Below are 15,884 nucleotides of genomic sequence, written 5' to 3' on the forward strand. Positions count from 1 at the left end.
GACGGCTGCTTGCGCGGATCACCTGTCCCAGCCACGTGGTGGCGCACAGGTTCGCGGCCCAAGGATTTGGAAAATATCTGAGGGAGTTGCCGTTCGCCACCATTTCAAGGCGCGCACGCTAACCCTAGGGCGCCGGCTTGCCGGAAAGGGGGTCGTCGAAATCGAGCTCAACCTCGGCGCCTATATAGGTGGGGCGAAGAACTGACCACGGTGGATCTATTTCGTCCCCGAGATGCCATCGCGCGCGATTAATAACCGCCGCCAAAACGACTCGACGTCCGAAAAGGTGGCACAAATGACATTCTAGCTGTGACATCGATAGTCTAGCCTCTGCGGTGATCGACGCGAACGATAAACAATGGGGGGCTAGCTGCTTTCATTTGCTGGCGATCTCTCCGCCCCTCGGCATGGTGGTCCCGCGGCGGCATGGGGGGTGATGGGATCGACGGTGGAGGCGGCCTCGATCATTTGTGCCCATATAACCGAGGGCATTGCAAAAGATCTCTAGGCACGCGGCATTCGTTGCGCCGCCGTTCCCCGTCATCGTCCAGGTACGTGATCGCGCTGGCAAGGCACTGTTTGGAGTCCATCTACAGCAAGATTAAAAAATCCAGGGGAGGCGAAATGTTGTCAACAAAACTTACACGCGCCATAGCGATTGCAATCGTCGCGATGCCTCTGGCCAACGGCAACGCTGCTGCCCAGAAACAATTCGATACCGGTGCAACAGACACAGAGATCAAGATCGGCAACACCATGCCGTACAGCGGTCCAGCATCCGCATACGGCGTAGTGGGCAGGACTGAAGAGGCATATTTCAAGAAAATCAATGCCGAGGGTGGCATCAACGGTCGCAAGATCACCTTCATTTCCTATGACGACGCGTACAGCCCTCCAAAGACGGTAGAGCAAGTCCGCAGGGTGGTCGAAAGCGACGAAGTTCTTCTGGTCTTCAGTTCGCTGGGGACGCCTAGCAATTCCGCGGTTCACAAATACCTGAATGCGAAGAAGGTACCGCAGCTGTTCGTCGCCACCGGCGCGACAAAGTGGGGCGACCCGAAGGAATTCCCTTGGACGATGGGTTGGCAGCCCAGTTATCAGAGCGAAGGGCGAATCTACGCCAAATTCCTTATGAAGGAGAAGCCTGACGCTAGGATTGCCGTGCTTTATCAGAACGACGACTTTGGGAAGGATATTCTGAAGGGTCTCAAGGACGGTCTCGGCGCGAAGGCGGCCTCAATGATTGTCGCCGAGGATGCCTATGAAGTATCCGAGCCAACAATCGACGGCCACATCGTCAAGCTGAAGGCCACCGGTGCTGATGTTTTCCTCAATTTTTCAACGCCGAAATTCGCGGCACAGGCGATCAAGAAGATCGCGGAGCTCGGCTGGAAGCCGCAGCAGATTGTTGTCAACGTCAGCGCTTCCGTAGCTAGCGTCATCAAGCCGGCAGGCTTCGAAAACGCGCAGGGCATCATCTCCGCGCAATACACCAAAGATGGGGTTGATCCACTCTGGAAAGACGATCCCGACGTAAAGGAGTTTGTCGCGTTCATGGACAAGTGGTTCCCTGAAGGCAACAAGGCCGACTCTTTGGTGTTGTCCGGATATGCGCTTGCGGAAACGATGGTCCGAGTGCTGCAGCAGTGCGGCGACGATCTTACCCGCGCGAACGTGATGAAACAAGCGGCGAAGTTGAAGGACTTCGAGCCGGCAGGCTTGCTGCCCGGTATCAAGATCAACACTAGCGCCACCGACTTTTATCCGATCGAACAGCTCCAGATGATGCGTTTCAAGGGAGAAAGTTGGGAGTTGTTCGGGCCCGTTATCGATGGCGAAGTCGGAGGCTAAATTCGCAAACGTGCAGGCTGATGAATCGTTTGGTGCGGGTTGCAATACTGCAAAATGCGATTTGGAACGAACGCAGCGCATGAGCCATCGCTGCGATGACGTCATCGCAGACGAAAAGAGGGGCATTCGAAGGTGAACCACCGCGACATGCATTATTACGAGCCTTCGCAGGGGCACGGATTAAGGTACAATCCGTTCAACGCGATTATCGCACCGCGCCCGATTGGTTGGATTTCTTCGCGCGATGCAAACGGTCAGCTCAATCTGGCTCCATACAGCTTTTTCAACGCCTTCAGTTATGATCCGCCTATCTTGGGCTTTGCGTCAATCTCCTGGAAGGACAGCGTCAAAAACGTCTCCGAGACCGGGGAGTTTGTCTGGAACCTGGCGACCAAAGAGTTGGCTGAGCAGATGAACCGGACCTCGCTCCCCGTTGCGCACGATGTGGACGAGTTTCAGTTGGCCGGCTTGACGGCCGCGCCCAGTAAGCACGTTGACGTTCCGCGGGTGCTCGAAAGTCGCGCGGCGATGGAGTGCAAGGTAACGGAAATCGTTCAGTTCAAGAACTGGAGGGGCGAGAAAGTAGAGGGATGGCTTGTTCTTGGTGAAGTTGTCGCCGTCTACATTGATATGTCTTTGATCAAGGATGGTGTCTATCAGACAGCGCTCGCAAATCCGATTCTGCGCGCCGGGCGCGGCGGCGATTATCTCGAGGTCACGCAGGACCGAATGTTCGAGATGGAGCGTCTCCCAGGAACCAGCAAGCCGGCATTTCATGGTTCTTGATCCCTCTGTCGGCACGAGAAGATGCACGACATCGCGCAAATCCATGCGACCGAGGAGGTGACGCTATCGGTTCAGTCATGAGAATGAGAGTTTACTGGCGGCGGGCGATAGCTCGCTCTTGGATATTATCCAAATGGTACTATCGCTCGCATGGACTGCGGCTCATCGGCCGAAGTGCTGACGCGGTCTGGTATTTCGCGTACGGATCAAACATGCATGACGACGCCTTCCTCAAACGTCGTCGTATGAGACCGAGCGAATGGCGAGCCGGGCGATTAAAGGGTTATCGTCTGCGATTCAATCTGGACGGAATACCCAAGGGCAAAGCCGCGCCGGCCAACATCTGCCCGGATCCGGATTCGGAGGTTTGGGGTGTGCTCTACAAAATCACGCACCGACAGATGCTTCGACTAGACCTTACCGAGGGAGTGCCGGGCAGGGCTTATAGCCGCACCTGGCTTGAGATGCATGATGTCGATGGCCAGACCGTCAGCGCCATGACGTACGTCGCAAAAGGTAAAGAAACGGACGGCCGCCCATCGCTTCGATACATCACTATGCTCCGTGATGGCGCGCGAGCCCACGGGCTTCCCAGCTCGTGGCTCCAGATGTTGGACAACGTGGTCCACGCCAAATGATCTTCCCCCGCGTCGGCCGCGGCACCGTGGAGCTCCCACTCGGCGGCGCCGCACACTAGTCCTTCATGCAGGCGCTGCGTGCCCTGTCCTTAAGTCCAGGCTGGATCGGATTTCTTGCATCTGCGCCAAGACAAATTCCATCACGACGCGGGTACGTGGCGCCAAGTGGTGCCGCGACGGATAGACCAGGCTTACCGGGAAGCCAGGAGCGGGAAAGCCATTCAGCAGGCTTAATAATTGGCCGCCCTGCAGGTCGTCGAATACCTCAAGCAACGGCAGAAGAGCAATGCCGTAGCCGATTTCGGCGGCCTGCCGGACCGCACGAAAGTCGTTTGCGAGAAATCCGCCATTCACACGGACCTGTTTGGGTCCCTCGGGCGTGGCGAACGTCCATACGTCGGAATCTGATCCGACGTTGTGCAAGATGCAGGTGTGATGCTCGAGATCGGCCGGAACCGAGGGCGTGCCATGCCGTTTGATATAGCTCGGGGCAGCGACCACAATGCGCTCCGCTGTCCAGCTTCGGCGCTTGATCAGCGACATGTCTGTGATTTCGCCGACGCGCAGCGCAAGATCGAGCCGATCCTCGATCATGTCGCCGAATCGATCGCTGATGACGAGCTCGACCTTCAACCCCGGGCGACCGGCAAGCAAAGTCGGCAAACGCTGCACGAGGAAGCGGCCGGTGGTCGTCGGGACTGCCACGCGAACAAGCCCGACCGCCGAGGCGCTCTGGCGCCCAAGAGCGGTTTCTAACCCCTCCACGCCATCAAGGACCGGTCGGGTGAGACCAAGTAGCACCTGTCCATCGTCGGTCAGGCTGAGTTTTCGCGTCGTGCGGTGAAACAGTCGCACCCCGAAATGCTCCTCGAGCTGCGAAATCTGGCGAGCGACAGCCGCTTGAGTTAGATCGCGCTCGCGAGCGACAGCCGAGAATGAACCGGTCTCCACGACGCGTACCAGCACTCGGAGGGTGCCCACGAGGTCCATCGATTTACTCCAAAAAATTCAAAGATCACTCAAACACATGCTGTCTTATTGCGCCGAGACAAGAGGCGTACGTCGAACAGGCCGCATACCGGCGTTGCGTCCCAAACACTCACTGAGCTGGCCCGCCGCCGTTGCGATCCAACCCGAAAGGCAACGAGGCGACCTGTGTCAAAACCCCTTATAGCTACCGTCATCACTGTGAAAGCCACGCTCTTTGCAGCCAGTGTGGCCTTTGCGCGGGGCGACATGCCCTCGGTCATTCTGGTCTCGGCCTTGTTTCGTCTCGTCCAGCTAGGCACGAAGTCGGTCGGGCAGGCGTTGCCGCGAGACCCCATTGTCGTCTCACGGAGCGATGACCGCAGCCACTGACGTCTAGCTTACATTGCTACGGTCGTTTGTCTCTTCGTGTACCGTTCCGTCTTGAACGACGTCGAGACGCCCCTCGGTCGGTTGTCCTATTTGGTGGCATTTAAGACCTTTCTGCGCGTCCGACCGAGAATTAATAACGAAGTGTCCCTGGTGTGGCCTTGGCTCTGTGTCCGGGGCGGGATTGGAGACGCCAGGCAAGGGCCCGCACGTTCCAACTGGAAATAGACGTGACCACTCTTAGTTGCTCCGACAGGCCAAGGCTCGCTTCCGGGGCGCGAGGAGGCCGTCGCGTAGCCCAGATCTGACGCGGCCGCCGCAAAAACGGGACCAACCAAGCATGACCTATCGGCACACCACGGCGCCAACCCAGTTTGTTGAAGTCAACGGAATACGCTTCGCTTATCGCCGTTTCGGGCCTGGAAGTGGTACGCCACTTCTTTTCATGCAACATTTCCGGGGCGGGATGGATCATTGGGATCCCACCGTCACAGATGGCTTTGCGAAAAGTCGGCCGGTCATTTTGTTCGACAATGCCGGGGTAGCCGCATCAAGCGGTGAGACGCCCGACACGATTGACGCAATGGCGGAGCACGCTGCGGATTTTGTGGGAGCGCTCGGACTTTCGCAGATCGATTTGCTGGGTTTCTCGATTGGCGGATATATCGCGCAGACCCTCGCAATGCGCCATCCCGGGCTTATCCGCCGCCTCATTCTCGTCGGCACCGGTCCCCGGGCCGGCGAGCCACCTCAGGATCCCGGATATGCCCAATACGGCGCTATGACCGATCCGCAAACCGGGCAAAGCCCCATCGAGACGTACCTCTATCTGTTTTTTCGCCCCTCACAGACCAGCCAAGCAGCGGGAAAAATGTTCTGGGCACGCCGGCACACCCGGAAGGAGGACGTGGACGTGTCCACGTCGGCGCAGACGATGGCAGGGCAGCGGGCGGCGATCACCGAATGGCGTCAACCTCGCGGGGAGCGCTTCGAGGAACTTAAGGCCATTACGCAACCGACGCTCGTCGTGAACGGCCATAGCGACATCATGGTTCCGACCATCAATTCGTTCACGCTCTCCCAGAAAATTCCGAACGCTCAACTCATCATCTATCCAGATTCCGGGCACGGATCGTTGTTTCAGTTTCCAGAACTCTTTGTGACCCATGCAACGATTTTCCTGGACGGATCCGTCGTGCGGACCGGCGTTTGAACCGCGGCGGCGGCCCTAGCCCCGTGGGAGGCGGTCGCCCGTGGATAGGCGTAACGATCAGTCACCAATAAAAGCAGGCAAAACGTGGATCCAAACAAACGCCTTTCGTCCGGAACCGGTCTTGAGTACTTCAAGGCGCTCATAAAGCGTACCGTCGCGCGTGCGCCGATGCTTGAGCTATTCGACATCAATTTCGAGTCCGCAGAGCCTGGCGCCGTCGTGATCACGGCAACGCCGACCACGAAATACTACAGTCCTTTGGGATTCGTGCATGGAGGGTATGCCGCCGTTCTGCTCGATACCTGCATGGCAGCAGCAATCATAAGTTCGCTTGAGCCGAGTCTTGCCGCCGTGACGCTCGAATACAAAATAAACTTCGTAAAGCCGATGTCTGCCAATACGGGAGTGGTGCGGGGAGAGGGCAAGTCGCTATACATTGGCCGGCAACTGGCTATCGCGGAAGGCAGACTGCTCGACCCAGCAGGCAGAATTCTCGCTCACGGAACGACCACCTGCCACGTTCTGCGCAGAGATGAACTTTCATAGCGCCTCTGAGGGACCGATAACCCTGCCAAGGTCGATGTCGACTGTCCCAATAGTGTTAAAGCCTGGGTTGACACTGTCTTGGACGATGCCAGTTAAACTCAATTGCTCGTAACCGAGTCGGTTGGCAATTTAGCGGCGTTGCAGCGACGCCTGGACGCGCGCATTCGCCAAAGTCACGGATCTCGCCGGGCTCGATCGAAGCCCCGCGATGTCTCGAAACGTGGGCTAAACGTCGTTTGGCGCACAGCCAAAGTCCCCTAGTTTTGCAGCCAACCGTTACGCACCGCCGCAAGAGCGATGCCGAATGACTTTTCACGACGCGCTGGGAGCGAGGAGAGCAAGCCATGGACTGTGGTGCTATGACGACGCTGGCCCTGTTGTCGATGCCCGACATTGATCGGGACGACTTCGTTATCGGTCAGTTACTTGGGTTAACAGCGGGGTTATCGCTGGCCTTGATCGTCCGGCTATCAGCGCTGCTGCTGTTTGGCTCGTAAGGGTCGGAGACACCCGCAAGCGGAGATGCGGAACCGTACTGCGTCTTCCGCGCGGTGCCATCTGAGTTCGACGGGGCCGCCACGCGCATTTCTGTCTTCATTATTGTCCCGATCGACCCAATCGGTACCTTCTGGCCCGTCGTGTTGGAAGAGGCGAAACCATCGCTTGCGACCTAGTGGCCCGAACAAAGGTTAGGTTGGTGCGATGTTGAGGGGTGACCCGGCGCGGTTGTTGGCTCTTGATTGGTCGTTGCACTTCGGTCGGGCCGGCCCACGCATAACCTGCCAGAAAACTCACCTCCCATCCTGTACTTTCCAATCACTGGCCATTGAGTGCACGATCGAGGCACCGGAACAGATGGCTCCGCGCCAATAAGGCGCAAACGAACTTTCGCGATTGATACCAAACCTTTTCATCTTCCGGCGATGTCGCCTGATCCGTCCCGCCAATCAGGATCAATTTATTTGATGGCCGGTGAGCGCGTCGTCTCGCGCTCACCATTCGGGACAGCATGCTTTCGGGCTGGACTAAGTGATTGCCTGAAGGTTCCGGGCATCCGCCTGCGTTACCCGATTTGCGTCATGCCTCGGTGATATCGACATCCTTGGTTTCCGGCAGAAAAACGAAGCCGATTACGAAACTCACGGCCGCGACGCCCACCGGGTACCATAGACCGGAATAGATATTCCCGGTCGCGGCAACGATGGCGAACACAGTCGCTGGCAGGAAACCGCCGATCCAGCCGCTACCGATGTGGTAAGGCAGCGACATGCCGCTGTACCTGATACGGCTTGGGAACAATTCGACCAGCCATGCGGCCGTTGGGGCGTAAACCAGCGTCACATAGATCACTAGGATCCAAAGCAACGCCGTCGTCATCACGGTGTCGATTTCGGTCGGGTCGGCCGAAATCGGATAGCCGTGGGCCCTGATCGCGGCCGCCAAAGCCGTGGCAAAATCCGGCGATGTTGCGGTTAGTATCTGGTCGCCGACCTTGACTTGCGTGGGGGCTCCCTTCCGGGCCTCCTGGTTGGTGTAGTTCACCGATAGACTGACCAGCGCCGACTTTGCGATGTCGCAGCTTGTGGTGAACTTCTCGGTGCCCGTTGCTTTTAACTGGAACGAGCACTCGTCCGGATCGGCGATAACGGTCACGGGTGCTGAGTTGAGCGCCGCCTCGAGTTTAGGGTTGGCGAAGTGCGTAATGCCTTTGAAGATCGGAAAATACGTCACAGTCGCTAGCAGAAGCCCGGCCAGAACAATCGGCTTGCGGCCGATCTTATCGGATAGCCAGCCAAACAGGATGAAGGCAGGTGTGCCAAGCGCCAGCGCCACCAAGATCATGATCTGTGCGGTGACGGTAGGCACCTTGATAGTTTGGGTCAGAAAAAACAGCGCATAGAACTGCCCACTGTACCACACGACGGTTGCGCCCGCGGTCTCGCCCAAAAGAACGAAAATAGCGGTCTTGACACTGGACCAATTGGTGAAGGCGTCGACGAGCGGCCGCTTTGATGTTTTTCCCTCGCTCTTCATTTTCTGGAAAACCGGCGACTCGTTTAGGCTTAATCGGATCCAGATCGAAATCATGAAAAGGATCGCGGACAGCAGAAACGGAATGCGCCAACCCCAATCGCCGAAGGACGCTTCGCCCAACCACGATCGGATTCCGAGGATCAGCAGCAACGCTAAAAAAAGGCCAAGCGTCGCGGTGGTCTGGATCCAGGAAGTATAGTAGCCGCGTTTGTTCTTGGGCGCATGCTCGGCGACGTAGGTCGCCGCGCCGCCATATTCGCCTCCAAGCGCAAGGCCCTGCACCATGCGCAATCCGATCAGAACGGTCGGCGCGGCGATGCCCCAGCTATCGTAGCCCGGCAGCAGTCCGATGAAAAAGGTACCGATGCCCATCAGGGTCATCGTGGTGAGGAATGTATACTTTCGTCCGATCAGGTCGCCAAAATGACCAAAAACCAAGGCGCCGAATGGGCGCACCACGAAGCCCGCCGCGAAGGCGAGCAGCGCAAAGATGAAGCCAACATTCGGCGGCACGTTGGAGAAGAAGTATTTGGCGAGAAACGAGCTGAGCGTTCCGTAAATGAAAAAATCGTACCACTCAAAGGCGGTGCCAAGCGAGGCGGCGAAAATCACCTTGCGTTCCTCGGCAGTCATGCCCTCGGCGCGGACACCGCCGCCCGCTACGTCAGCTATTGTCACCGTTTGCTCCCCCTCTTTAAAACTGTTCTTCCATGCGTGCCAAATCGTCCGCCGCAAAGCAGCCGTACGGATCGTTGGTGCTGCGAGGAGCCCAACGATGCTCCAGCTACAGCGATGCGGATCAGCCTGATTCAATGATGACCGAGATGAGACGCACGCTGATCAAGCCGCTACCCCAGACTCCGCCTCCGTATCGATCGGACGTGCAGTCTCCAGAAAAGTTAACCGCGGCGCTGCGCGTGTAGAAGGTCATATACGCCACCTTTCGAGACACCAACGAAAAGCCGGAAATTTCAGAGATCAAATCGGAGTCGGCCGCTGCGCTTGCCGTCAAAGCGCGGCTGCCCCTCGAGCGCGCATTGGGCTGGCTTAATGGCTAACTATAAGGTCTGCGAAATTAACTGGACCTGCCAGACCGCCCACAACGAAAAGGATCTATCTAACTAGTCCGCAGTTATTCGGCGGTGACGATCTCCGGCAGCGCCCGCCCGGTTACGCGATCGGGCTCTGGCCCGATTGCCAACTTACGCACCGCGCAAGGCAAGCCCTTCAGATGTGGGATTCCTTGCTCGATATCCAGATAGTCGTCAGTGTCGGGACAAATCTGCGCGTCTGCGAACTCCCAGGCGCCGGAAAGCTCCTTCTTTCCTTTCGGCATTTCCGGCTTCCACCATCCGTGAGGAACGCGGATCAGGCCCGCGGGCATGTCGTCACGTATGGCTGTCCGTCCCTTGCAGCACCCTTGGATCGTCGAAACCTCAATCCATTCGCCGCCCACCACACCGATCGTGGCGGCGTCGTTGGGATGCAGAAAGATTTCAGGCTCGGGGCGGCGTGAACGCAACGAGGCAATGTGACGGTGGCCGGTCTGGAAAAATTCGTCCTCGCGCACCCCGGTGAACGCCATGAACGGAAACGCGGGGTCTTGCGGTGGTTCCGCGCGATAGTAGGGCAGCGGATCGAAGCCCAATGACTCCAAGACAGTTGATTTGAGTTCGACCTTCCCAGACGGCGTAGCAAAGCCGGTCGTTTCGTATTTTTTGAAGCTAAGCTTTCTCATGTGATAAGCATGCTTCTCGGCGAATTGAGAGAAATTCAGTCCGAGCGCGCCCACCCGAAAATCGAGCAATTCCTCCGAGTTCTTCCACGGAAATCTGTCGGCAATCCCAAGTCTGACGGCCAAATCACGCCAAAAGTCGTAGACGCTCCGGCACTCGTCAGGTGGCTCCATCGTCTTCTGTGAAGGACGGACGATCGAGGTCCATCCAAATCCATCGGACAGGCTCGCACGCTCCAGCCAACTGTCGCTCGGCAGAACATAGTCCGCCAACTGTGAGGTGGGTGTCATCATATGTTCGAACGACACGATCAGCTCTTGGTTCATCAAGGCGCGATAAATCAATTGCAGATTTGCAAAACTCAAAAGCGTGTTGTTGCCGAGCGAAAAAAAAGCTCTTACCGGATACGGTACGCCGTCCGCCATGGCCCTAAACACCGCGGAAGGATTGGCCATATAGCTGCCTGATATTAGATTGACATACTCCTTGCCCCAAACGCGCTTCGTCGGCTCTCGCAGTGCCTGCATGCCGCGGTAGGTGAACGCCGGATGTTTTTCGGAGCCGAGCTGCTTGGCTTTTTGAGCCTCAGAGAGTTCTTCATGGAGCTCGATCTCGCTCTCGGAGACGATATCTGGATGGAATCCATGCAAGACCTCCCCGCCAGGGACGTCAAGATTTCCTGTCAGTGCACGAAGGGTGCAATGCAGCCGAATTGCAGACGTGCTGTTTCGCTGCTGATCCGTGATCGGTGTCCAGGGAATGACACCTGGAGTTGTGGTCGCATACATGCGTGCGGCCGCGGCAATTTTGTCAGCAGCAACTCCCGTGATCTCAGCTACGCGCTCGAGCGGAAATTCATCGACACGGGCGCGAAGCTCTTCAAATCCCGTGGTCCACTGCGCGACGAAGTCCTGATCGTAGAGTCCTTCGTCGATGATGACTTTAAGCCAGCCCATGCACATCGCGGCATCGGTTCCGGCCCGCAATGGAAGCCATATATCCGCAAGCTCGGCATTCTCGCTGCGGCGCGGGTCCAACACGATCAACTTTGCGCCGCGTTGCTGGGCGGCACGAATGGAATTATAAACCGGCGTCCAGCTGTGCTTTCGGGGATTATGGCCGAACAGGACGATACATTTGGTCTTCGGATAGTCGGGGTAGGGAAACCAACCGTAGACCATCCGGTTGATAGCGGCGGTATTGCCGGCGCAAAGCGCGACTCCGCTCATCCAGTTCGGATTGCCCAGCAGATTCATGAAGCGGCGGCCGACGCCGCTGTCGGACTGCACATTCCACGGACTGGCTGACACGGCAAAGCCTTCTGGCCCGTATTTCTCCGTCACCGCGGAAAGGCGGGCACCGATATCGTCCAAGGCCTCGTCCCACGTCACTCGCTCCCACCGTCCGGAGCCCCGTTCGCCCACCCGACGGAGCGGGAACCTGACCCGGTCCGGGTGCCCAAATCCCTCGGGCGCGTGAACGCCCTTCATACATATGTTGGCACGAAACGGAGCATTGTCGGTGGCCTTGATGCGAGCGGTGCCGTTAGCGGAAACCTCGGCAATCACCTGACAGTAAATGTCGCAGCTAGAGCATAAGACGCGCTTTTGGTCCGTCATGAACATTCTCCAACAAGTGGTCGCCACTTTGGATCACGGCAACCAAAGATTGCGGGATGATCCGATGGGTCGGTCTGCAAACGATCACTCCAACATCCGAAGGGTGGCATTTCGCCTGGTTGCCCCACGATCGGTTGTTCGTTTCAGCGATTGCTCCGTCGTTGCCGAGACATCAGGAGAACCAACGGCGGCGGCCGCAAGCAGAACGCGCGCCGCGTCCCCAGCTGCGCGAGCCACCTTAGGGTCTCTGCGTATGACGGCGGCCGCTATCGCGCCGTCAATGAGGAGCATGAGTTGCATGGCCAGGCTCTCGGGATGAGCGATCTGCAGCCGCTCCAGCAGTTCGAGAAGCCAGTTACGACGCTGGTTCTTAAAGGCGAGAGCGATCTCGTTCGCAGCGTGATACGGATCTTTCAGCTCGACGACGGCGTTCACGAACGGACAACCCTGAAACTCCTCGTCGGCAAGGCTTCGCTCGAGTTGAACGAAACTTTCCACTATCTGCTCTTCCGCAGGTTTCTCGGAGATGGAAATGGGTATTAGACGACGAGCGAGATAGGCGGTGACGAGGTGGTCTTTGGAAGGGAAATAGTTGTACAAGGTCCGCTTGCTGATCCCGGTTTCTTCCGTAATTTTGTCCACGCCGACCGCTCGGATGCCTTCGCGATAGAACAAGCTGTCCACCGTTTCGAGGATCCGCTCTTGGGTAGCTTGTCTGCCGATGAACCTCTCCATGGCGGCAATCAGTTCAGCAGGTGCCTAGCGGGACGCGCCGGCTCCGCGACCCATGCCCGACGGAAAACGCCAGCGATCTTGGTGCGGGATATCTCCTTTTCGGAGACGGCCGGGAATTTCGGGAAATGCTCGTCATGGAAACTGTCGATGACGAATGGCAGCATTGAAAATCCAAGGTATTCTCCTGATGCGGAAAGCGCGGCGGGGTCGCCGACGAGGGCGCTGCGTGTGGCCATGCCCTTGGAGCTGCCCGTCTGCCAATGAAGCTCGCGGAACTCCCGTCGTTCGACCTCTGGCGCCGAAAGAATGCGGATCGAGCTTTGCTGGGAGATAAGATAGAGAGTTTGGTGTCGGTCGAGCGCTATATTGGCGCCTCGCAGTTGTTTTAGTTCGGTCAAGATCGAAGCCTTCGATGACGGGTTGGCCAATGCTATCGCCGTTAGGCCGAACAACGCGTCGAAGACCATCATGGGATGCTCGGCCTTCGCCAACCTTCGCAGATAGTTTTCCACGACGCTTTCGCCGAAGGCGGAGGCCGACTTGGCCGCGATCGCGGCCAGCCAAAAGGTGCGTTCCCTCAGGAGCACGAAGCTTGGGGTCCAGGTCTCCCACACGAAGCTATTGGCCATATCGGCAAGCCAAGGGCGCGAGTCGCGGTTTGAGGCCAACAGGATGAGTTGCCCCAGCGCATGAACGAGCTGCCAGTACACGCGCAGGCTCATGGCATTGGTTCCCGGCGTTCCGCTCAATTCGTGGCGGACGACCGAGCGAAGCGTATCGAGAACGTTCAGGACCCGCATCGCGGCTTTGTAGGACAGTTGCTCGAGTAGGGGGACCCACTCAAATATCTCATGAAAGCTCGCTCGTGATTGTACGAGCGACGGCTCGAAAAGAGGTTCAAGAACGTTGTAGGCATCCTTTACGGCACCAGTTCGCTGCATCGAAACTTGCAGCGATCGCTCAAACTCCGGCCGTGTTCGAATTACTTCCTCGAGCTCGATCGTTGGCAACCCGGTTTGCCGTCTGCGAGAGATCGAGTGACCGCACCCACCCACCTTGAGCCAGCTCTGGTTCTTTGACTGACCAATCAGAAATTCTCGACCGGGATCGATCGAAGCAATTTCAGCCAGTCGTTCGCGAAGCGAAGCATCTCGCGTGATGGTCATGGCTGCAGCTAGTCGCACGACCATATCGTTGCGTGCAGCCCCTAGCAGCTCAACCAAATTGTGGTAATCGGGATTTACCGCTAGCATTTCGTCGGCGCTTTCGTCGGCTCCGAAATCACGCAATGGCATGCATCTCGGTCGAGTGTGGAAAAATAGGCGATCAAAGCGCTGCGCCAAACGACGTTTTGCCGACGTTTTAGGACGTCGAACGAGCACTGAGAATGGCGGCATCTCTACCCCCGCGTTGCGGCTGCGATCGTAAGCCTCGCGTGATCAGGCCTGGGGCCGCGTTATAGATATTGCGGGGTCGTGTTTGGCCTCCCATCACCGAAACGACTGATTATCGCTTCCGTTGTGCCTCAAACCGCGAGACTCGTCCGGTTTCGGCCGAATATTTGCGCCATCGAGCATGATCCGCCCACGTCATCGGATGATTTGGATGTGCCCGGTCCGGCTGATGTTCCCTTAGACTTCCCGGACTTATGTCTTGACAGGACGTGACCGGTCAGTAACTATTTCTATCTGCGGACCGTGGCGAAATGACTGCCCAATGTTATGTTCGAGGTGGCTCGGGGGAGGCGGTATCGGGTGATGAGGCCGAGATTGTCGCTTCGTCGGCGCGTTGTCGAAAAAGCGGGATATGCCGTGCTGTGAGATGGGCTGACCCATGCTCAATCGTCTTCGACTACGCCGACTTGCTGATCACGGACCCTCTCGAACGCCAGCGCGGGCGGCAATGCCGCGCACTTACTTGGCGACAGGACGCAGCCGACGCGCAGATGGTTCGAATGGCCGGACGCCGTTTCCAACCAAAACGAGCGGATGAGACGGCAAAGCCAACTGCGGCAAGCAATCAAGCAGTTTCAATAAAATGACGGTGGGAGGTTTCCATGCAGCGGATAGGAGTGGTTACGTTTCCGGGCTTTCACGTGATGACGTTGGCGGCGATGTCGGTCTTCGAAGTCGCGAACTCTGAGCTTGGCGAGCATCGCTACGATGTTCATTTCCTGTCAGAGAACGGCGGACGAGTGAGGTCATCGGCCGGGTTCGTGGTCGAGACCGAGCCGTTCGGGAATCCCCTGTTTGATACGGTCATCGTCGGCGGGAGTACGGAGCCATCCTTCAGGCCTTCTGAGGGTATGCTGACCTTCCTTCGAAAGGCTTCCGACGTATCGCGCAGGATGGCCGCGACTTGCGTCGGTACGTTTACGCTGGCCGAGGCGGGGCTTCTCGACGGCAAGCGGGTGACGACGCATTGGGACCACGTTCGTGAACTTCAGAGGCGATACCCGAAAATTAAGGTCCAGGAGGACCGAATCTTCGTCATCGACGGATCGATATGGACATCGGCGGGCATGACCGCGACGATGGATCTGGTACTTGCGATGGTCGAACGGGACGTCGGGCCTGAACTCGCGAGGACGATCGCCAAGCAGATGGTGGTCCACCATCGGCGTTCCGGCGGTCAGTCGCAAATTTCGGTCCTTCTCGAACTTGAACCCAAGTCCGATCGAATTCAAAATGCCCTCGAATTCGCAAGAAAAAACCTGCATTCGGAACTTACCGTCGAAAGCCTTGCAGACGCGGCCCATTTGAGTCCACGACAATTTACACGAGCCTTCGCGGCCGCCACTGGCGAATCGCCGGCAAAGGCAATCGAAAAGTTGCGTCTCGAAGCCGCGCGGTTATTGTTGGAGGACAGTCGGCATCCGATTGAGCATATCGCGAAGCAAACGGGCTTTGCAGATCGCGAAAGAATGCGGCGAGCCTTCGTGCGTACGTTCGGTGTACCGCCGCAGGCGATGCGCCGCCAAGCACGAAAGGAGATGCACGGAGCCAGCGATATTCCGACAGGCTCATTGCCCGCGCTTCGTGAGGCCGATCTGATGGCAACCAAACAGCCAGCCATGCTGCAAGGTGACGCGCCGTCATTCCGCGACTTTCTCGCCGAACATAAGCAGTCCGCATTGCGATTGGGTCCTGGTCACTTCGTCCTGCAACACATTCCCTTGTTTGGCGACGAACCCATTGGCGACACTCACGAGGTGGGGCGCAATCCCGCATTTGGGTAAGTCCCGAGCTAGAAAGACCGATAACGGCCAAATATCCGTCGCGCGTTGTCGCGCCGACGGCTTTCGCCGCCGTTGTTTCCGCGACCTTGATTTAATCGGCCATGCCGCTTTTTGGCTCGCGCCACATCACGC

At 57.7% G+C, this 15,884-nt stretch carries 11 protein-coding genes and 1 pseudogene; 7 read left to right on the forward strand and 5 right to left on the reverse strand.

Translation table 11 applies throughout. The annotated features are described in order from the left end of the window. Window positions 1-672: 672 nt before the first annotated feature. The 3 genes from V1283_RS11940 (at window position 673) to V1283_RS11950 (ending at window position 3,275) form a co-directional block, all read left to right on the forward strand. Window positions 673-1,851 (forward strand): ABC transporter substrate-binding protein, encoded by a 1,179-nt coding sequence (locus V1283_RS11940; protein ID WP_334393034.1) that lies wholly within the window; start codon window positions 673-675, stop codon window positions 1,849-1,851. Window positions 1,852-1,998: 147 nt separating this feature from the next. Further along, the gene (locus V1283_RS11945) at window positions 1,999-2,637 is read left to right on the forward strand and encodes a flavin reductase family protein (RefSeq protein WP_442895732.1); all 639 of its coding nucleotides are present in this window, start codon (window positions 1,999-2,001) and stop codon (window positions 2,635-2,637) included. A gap of 83 nt (window positions 2,638-2,720) precedes the next feature. Further along, window positions 2,721-3,275, forward strand: a complete 555-nt coding sequence (locus V1283_RS11950; protein WP_334386689.1) for a gamma-glutamylcyclotransferase family protein — start codon at window positions 2,721-2,723, stop codon at window positions 3,273-3,275. A 63-nt stretch (window positions 3,276-3,338) separates the two neighbouring features. Here the strand turns inward: V1283_RS11950 and V1283_RS11955 are convergent, their stop codons facing one another. Next, a complete protein-coding gene (locus tag V1283_RS11955) occupies window positions 3,339-4,265 on the reverse strand; it encodes a LysR family transcriptional regulator (protein ID WP_334386690.1) in 927 nt (308 codons plus the stop codon). A gap of 706 nt (window positions 4,266-4,971) precedes the next feature. Between V1283_RS11955 and V1283_RS11960 the strand changes: the two genes are divergently transcribed. The 3 genes from V1283_RS11960 (at window position 4,972) to V1283_RS11970 (ending at window position 6,887) form a co-directional block, all read left to right on the forward strand. Then, a complete protein-coding gene (locus V1283_RS11960) occupies window positions 4,972-5,844 on the forward strand; it encodes an alpha/beta fold hydrolase (protein ID WP_334386691.1) in 873 nt (290 codons plus the stop codon). 84 nt (window positions 5,845-5,928) lie between these two features. Continuing rightward, window positions 5,929-6,390 (forward strand): PaaI family thioesterase, encoded by a 462-nt coding sequence (locus V1283_RS11965; RefSeq protein WP_334386692.1) that lies wholly within the window; start codon window positions 5,929-5,931, stop codon window positions 6,388-6,390. A 344-nt stretch (window positions 6,391-6,734) separates the two neighbouring features. Continuing rightward, window positions 6,735-6,887, forward strand: a complete 153-nt coding sequence (locus tag V1283_RS11970) for a hypothetical protein (protein WP_334386693.1) — start codon at window positions 6,735-6,737, stop codon at window positions 6,885-6,887. A gap of 580 nt (window positions 6,888-7,467) precedes the next feature. Here the strand turns inward: V1283_RS11970 and V1283_RS11975 are convergent. The 4 genes from V1283_RS11975 to V1283_RS11990 all read right to left on the reverse strand — a co-directional run bounded on the left by V1283_RS11975 (window position 7,468) and on the right by V1283_RS11990 (window position 13,911). Beyond that, window positions 7,468-9,057, reverse strand: coding sequence for an MFS transporter (locus tag V1283_RS11975; protein ID WP_334393035.1), 1,590 nt, complete (start codon window positions 9,055-9,057; stop codon window positions 7,468-7,470). Between the two features lie 499 nt (window positions 9,058-9,556). After that, entirely contained in the window at window positions 9,557-11,785 is a 2,229-nt protein-coding gene (locus tag V1283_RS11980) for a molybdopterin-containing oxidoreductase family protein (protein ID WP_334386694.1), read from the reverse strand. A 78-nt stretch (window positions 11,786-11,863) separates the two neighbouring features. Continuing rightward, window positions 11,864-12,514 carry a TetR/AcrR family transcriptional regulator gene (locus V1283_RS11985; protein WP_334386695.1) on the reverse strand — a complete coding sequence of 217 codons (651 nt, stop codon included), beginning with the start codon at window positions 12,512-12,514 and terminating at the stop codon, window positions 11,864-11,866. 8 nt (window positions 12,515-12,522) lie between these two features. Beyond that, window positions 12,523-13,911, reverse strand: a complete 1,389-nt coding sequence (locus V1283_RS11990; RefSeq protein ID WP_334386696.1) for a hypothetical protein — start codon at window positions 13,909-13,911, stop codon at window positions 12,523-12,525. Between the two features lie 659 nt (window positions 13,912-14,570). Here V1283_RS11990 and V1283_RS11995 point away from each other — a divergent pair. Continuing rightward, window positions 14,571-15,509, forward strand: a pseudogene (locus V1283_RS11995) (GlxA family transcriptional regulator); the annotation flags it as partial. Window positions 15,510-15,884 lie beyond the last annotated feature (375 nt).

Origin of the sequence: Bradyrhizobium sp. AZCC 2262, from assembly GCF_036924535.1 — a bacterium.
Classification (GTDB): domain Bacteria; phylum Pseudomonadota; class Alphaproteobacteria; order Rhizobiales; family Xanthobacteraceae; genus Bradyrhizobium.